Consider the following 4,769-nt stretch of genomic DNA (forward strand, 5'->3'; position numbering starts at 1 on the left):
ATTGCCAGGGGAGACAGTCTTCATCCAAGGCTTGCTCTAAGGAAAATTCTGGCTCTTCAGGAATCAGTCTGCCACTAAGGTCGCTGACATCTAAAAGTAACCTTCTACCATTTTTATATTGTTTGACAACAATATCCTCTAAAAGAATTTCAGGCTTGGACTCACTTCCAACTCCTCTTGAATTTGTAGGCGCAGGTTTCGTACTTCTAATTTCCAACCTCGTGAGCATGTATCTTGCTCAGCTTCCCAACAGTTGCTATTGAGCACAAGTCGCATGAGATAACTCGAGACAGCATGTTTTTGACTTCTACTCATACTCTCGATCTCCTCAACTGGATTTTCCAGATCAAGATTGCTAAAGTTGTGTGCTTTTAACTGAGCAACTGTATAGATCAGATCCACCTTGCCCTTAAACTCCTGCAACAGCAAAGCCATCACCAGCTTGTTGTCGCCCCAAAATGGTTGCACCACGCAGGCAAACAGCCGATCGTCTTCACGTAGCGTTTCCAGATACGCTGGATTAGTAGTCATTAGTGATTCTTATCGGCTTTATAATGTCTTCTGTTAGCAACTTTTGTTAGGTGCCAAATTCATGTCCCGATTCAGCGTATACTATAGGTCTAGGAACCTTAAGCAATAGTTAAAGAGAAGGTCAGACCATTTGCATCGGCTTTGTCTTGGTAGCTGGTGTGGGGTAATGGGCTGGTTACCTGTTGGCAATAGCCGTGTTCAAACACGTTTGGAGGTCTTTTTAAGTTATGAGCGTGGGTACTCCAGTAGAGGATGTTAGCAATCAGAACGGCAACGGCACTTCATTAGACACGCCAGTTGACAATGCTGCTGATGGGCAAGGAAAAGCGGGTTCTCTAGCAGTGCAGAGTCAGACTAATCGTACCGGGGCGATTCAGGCCCATGTAGGTCTGTTGCCAAATGGTCGCCCTGTGTTTCCTCAGCGCTTTGCATACTACGAGTCAGACACACTACCTGGTCACCGTCCTGTAGCTTTGAGTACCTTTAAGGTGGCCGGTCTGCTGCCTGGCGATCGCCCTGTTGCTGCTAGTGATTTCCACGTAGTAGCGATGTTGCCCAATGATCGTCCTATTGTTGCCCGCCAGTTCGACTACATTGAGGATTCTGGCCTGCCAGGGCACCGTCCTATTGCCAAGAGCACTCTCGTCTACGACGAAAACAATATGCTTCCCGGTGGCCGTCCAGTGGCATCTAACCAGCCTGATGCATCCAGCAGTTTGATGGGCTACTTGGACTGACGAGGATGGAATTCTACGGTGTCGCGGCTAATTTTGATGTCGAACTCATCAAAGAAGTCGTGACCCAGCAGGCCGATCGGCATTCCTGAAGCAATCACTACAGGCACATTGGTAACCGTGGCACCGTCAACCGAGATAGCATTGATGATGCCAGTGGGTAGTTGCACTACTCTGCCGTCAGCTACTCCGATTTGCACCCAACCTGTAGGCTGTACACTTAGTGCTATGGCCATTTCTTCAGTGATTAATGTGCCACTTGCGCCTGTGTCTACAATCATCTCAAAGGTCTGGTTGTGGTTGAAGGTAACATCAATGACCGGGATGCCATGATGGCGATATTTAATGGCAGCTTGGTAAACCTTGTTGGGGTTAAAGCTGGCTACCGGTAACTTGGTGGAGTGGATGATGCTGGGTCGCTGGTTAGCAGTCTGATAGGCGGCTCGCCCCCAGAGGATTAAGCCTAGTCCGATCGCACCTGCTTGAATGGTAATAATCGCGACTGTCATAGCTAAAGTCCGTCGATTTTTGACTGGAATATCCACTAGCACGAGGGAGCCTAGCTTTAGCTGTAGCCGTGTTGTAGATCGTAGTAAGGCGCTACGGGGTTTGCGTGGTGCAAGCTTCGTAGATGGCTGTGTTGCAGATGAACATGGTGACAAAGGCACAATCTGAGCTGATGATGTGGGCAACTGCACTACTGCTGGGGCATGGGACACATTCCTGGGTGGATGGAGTAACGATCGGGGCTTGGCCACAAATTCCTGAGAGGTCTGTTGACTACTGGTAGGCTGAGGCTCGTTTGAATGTGTTGCCCTGTTATGCCTTAGGGCTGTACTTGGTTCTAGGTCAATCTCTACACTCCAATCTGGAAAAGGTGCTCCTGTTTGCTTGCCGTGCAGCTTCACCTGCTGGATGGGTACCCCAAGGGCAACTAGCCCCTTACGGATCCGCTCCACCATGGCTGACTGTGGAGGGGCACTGGGCAGTGATTCCAGCAAAATTTCCAGGTAATTATTTTGGATTCGCACTGCGGCTGTGATGGCTTGGGGATTGAAAGAGCGGTTTATGAGCGTGGCGATCGCTGCTACATCACCCTGCCGAGCTAGATCCCTTATGGTTGAGGCAGTCATAGCCTACGTCCTCATGTGTATCTTTACCCTAGCGTACCTATTTATTCATAGCTTTACACCCTTCCTTAGCATACCTATGCATGGCTCTACACCCTGAAAGTTAATGCAGAGAAGCCGCTTCATCAGCCCATAGGGTTGCTGCTCGATGGCTAGTCAACTGTGCGATTAGGCATAGGTATAAAGACGAGATCGTCAACTGATCATCATAACTGTCAGACCATCCACACCACTACTCAAGCAGCGCAGTATACTTTGAGAAAGTGATCAGCAACATGGGTAATAACAGTGGACTATACGATTCAGCAGGCTTTAATACCAACGGCAACGAGCTACGACACCGTTGATGTTCAGATTCAGGGTGGACGAATTGCTGCAATCGCCCCTCATCTAGATACGATCGGTACTGTGATTGATGGCAACAACAAGTTACTGCTGCCTGGGTTTGTCAACGCCCATACCCACTCTTCAGAAATGTGGCAGCGTGGGATTATTCCTCCCGTGCCCTTGGAACTGTGGATTGCTGAACTTTATGATTTCGTGCCACTGGATCCAGAGATGGTTTACCTCAGTGCCCTGGGTACGGCTGTAGAAACCATGATGACCGGGGGCACTACCGTGGTTGATCACCTTGTCCTCATCCCTGGACGAGAGCTAGAAACTGTAGAAACGGCAGTGAATGCCTATCGTCAAGCTGGAATTCGTGCCTATGTTGGCCCGCTCATTCAAGATCAGTCTCTGACAACGAGTCTGCCTAGCGGTGACACAGCGATCGACCATGAACCCTATGTCCGCAATACTGAGCAAACCCTGACTCTGATGCAGGAGGTGATCGATCGCTTCCACCGTCCTGATGAGGGCATTAACATTATGACTGCCCCCACTGGCATGCAACTCTGTTCCGATGAGCTGTTTAAAGGGTGTGTGGAACTCAGCAACCGGTACAACCTCTGTCGCCACACCCACCTGCTGGAAACCAAAGCACAGCAGATGTTAGCCCAGGAGAAATATGGCCATAGTGCTGTCCGTCAGCTAGAGAAGTTGGACTTCCTTAGTCCCAAAACGTCTCTGGCACACTGCGTCTGGTTAACGGATGATGACATTGCAATCATGGCAGCAACTCAGGCTACCGTTGTCCACAATCCCCTAAGTAATCTGCGCCTGGGTAGTGGCATTGCACCAGTGCTGAAGTATCTGCAAGCAGGGGTGAATGTGTCCTTTGGATGTGATGGTTCTGCTAGCAACGATTCCCAGGATTTACTAGAGGCCGTTAAGATTGGTTCTATCTTGCACAATGTCACGGACTTCGACTATCGCCACTGGATTAGTCCCCGCCAAGCGGTGCAGATGGCAGCACTCGGTGGAGCCAAGGGTCTAGGGGCTGCTGATCGTTTCGGATCTTTAACAGTTGGTAACGAAGCCGATTTGGTGTTGTACGACTTGACTACCCTCTCAATTCTGCCTAAGACGGATCCGATCGGTCTACTGATCCTAGGTCGTCCTGTGAATATTGTTCATAGTGCTTGGGTACGTGGTAAGCAGACAATCGCGGATGGCAAACCGGTCTATGTTGATCTCACAAACCTGCAACAAGACTTGTTTGCGAAATCCTCATGGAACTTTAACCGTGAGTCCAAAACTCTGAAGCAGATTGAGGGCTATTACCGATCAGTCATGAAGCTACCGGCTTGATGAGCGATTGTGGGTAGCTAGCTGGGTAAGGTATGGCTGCCATTGGTTAGCTAGGGCGCGATCGAGGTCATACAGGTAGGTAGGGTTGTGGAAAAGGTCACTAAAGAATACCGTGACAGGGATGATTTCCCCAATGATGAGAAAATCACGGGGGATAGGGCCGTCAATGTGGCGACTGAGGATGCCGAAGCCCGATCGTTCCCGTCGATATTGCCGAGCAGGGGCGTTTTGGGTCAACCACTGGTGAAAGCTTTGGGACTGATTCATGGTCTCGACCATGGCTTGCAGGAGGTTAGAGGGGGGCTGGGTGCGGGTGGCGGTGACCCAAGCTTGGGTGAGGAGGGCTGGCCGCTGGGTTGGCTGTGCCCACGCTGCCATTGCCAACTCTCCTGCTGTGGGATGATCGCTGAGTTGAATTGGTTTACCATCAGTGACATCCATTAGCATCTGACCAGTTGGTAAGACTCCAGGCTGAGATAGCTCGGCGCGAGCGATCGTCCAGTCTCCTTGCCACCAGGCTAGTAAGCCTGCAATTTGGTGGAGATGGGCAGTAAAGGCAGAGGAAGGAGAAGACACCCTGAGCCACTGACGTAGTTGGGCTTGAGCTTGGGCTACAACAGGTGCAAGCAATGGTTGTAGGTCTCCAGATTGCCAGAGTGGGTTCGCTATCAGTTGTGGATCT

At 50.3% G+C, this 4,769-nt stretch carries 5 protein-coding genes; 2 read left to right on the forward strand and 3 right to left on the reverse strand.

What is annotated here, in order from left to right; all coding sequences use genetic code 11:
- Positions 1–138: 138 nt before the first annotated feature.
- A complete protein-coding gene (locus NZ772_14125; GenBank protein MCS6814687.1) occupies positions 139–531 on the reverse strand; it encodes a DUF29 domain-containing protein in 393 nt (130 codons plus the stop codon).
- 227 nt (positions 532–758) lie between these two features.
- Between NZ772_14125 and NZ772_14130 the strand changes: the two genes are divergently transcribed.
- Entirely contained in the window at positions 759–1,268 is a 510-nt protein-coding gene (locus NZ772_14130; protein MCS6814688.1) for a hypothetical protein, read from the forward strand.
- Here the strand turns inward: NZ772_14130 and NZ772_14135 are convergent.
- Positions 1,256–2,398, reverse strand: coding sequence for a retroviral-like aspartic protease family protein (locus NZ772_14135; GenBank protein ID MCS6814689.1), 1,143 nt, complete (start codon positions 2,396–2,398; stop codon positions 1,256–1,258). The two genes, NZ772_14130 and NZ772_14135, sit on opposite strands and share 13 nt — an antisense overlap.
- A gap of 285 nt (positions 2,399–2,683) precedes the next feature.
- On the opposite strand from NZ772_14135, the gene NZ772_14140 reads away from it, so the two are divergent.
- Positions 2,684–4,087, forward strand: a complete 1,404-nt coding sequence (locus tag NZ772_14140; GenBank protein ID MCS6814690.1) for an amidohydrolase — start codon at positions 2,684–2,686, stop codon at positions 4,085–4,087.
- Here NZ772_14140 and NZ772_14145 read toward each other — a convergent pair.
- A partial coding sequence (locus NZ772_14145; GenBank protein MCS6814691.1) for a polymerase occupies positions 4,076–4,769 on the reverse strand: 694 nt, incomplete at its 5' end. The genes NZ772_14140 and NZ772_14145 overlap by 12 nt on opposite strands.

The organism is Cyanobacteriota bacterium (assembly GCA_025054735.1).
In the GTDB taxonomy this organism is placed as follows: domain Bacteria; phylum Cyanobacteriota; class Cyanobacteriia; order SKYG9; family SKYG9; genus SKYG9.

Coding starts and splice junctions, on each gene's coding strand:
- NZ772_14125 (MCS6814687.1), bottom strand. CDS start 531: ATGACTACTAATCCAGCGTATCTGGAAACGCTACGTGAAGACGATCGG.
- NZ772_14130 (MCS6814688.1), top strand. CDS start 759: ATGAGCGTGGGTACTCCAGTAGAGGATGTTAGCAATCAGAACGGCAAC.
- NZ772_14135 (MCS6814689.1), bottom strand. CDS start 2,398: ATGACTGCCTCAACCATAAGGGATCTAGCTCGGCAGGGTGATGTAGCA.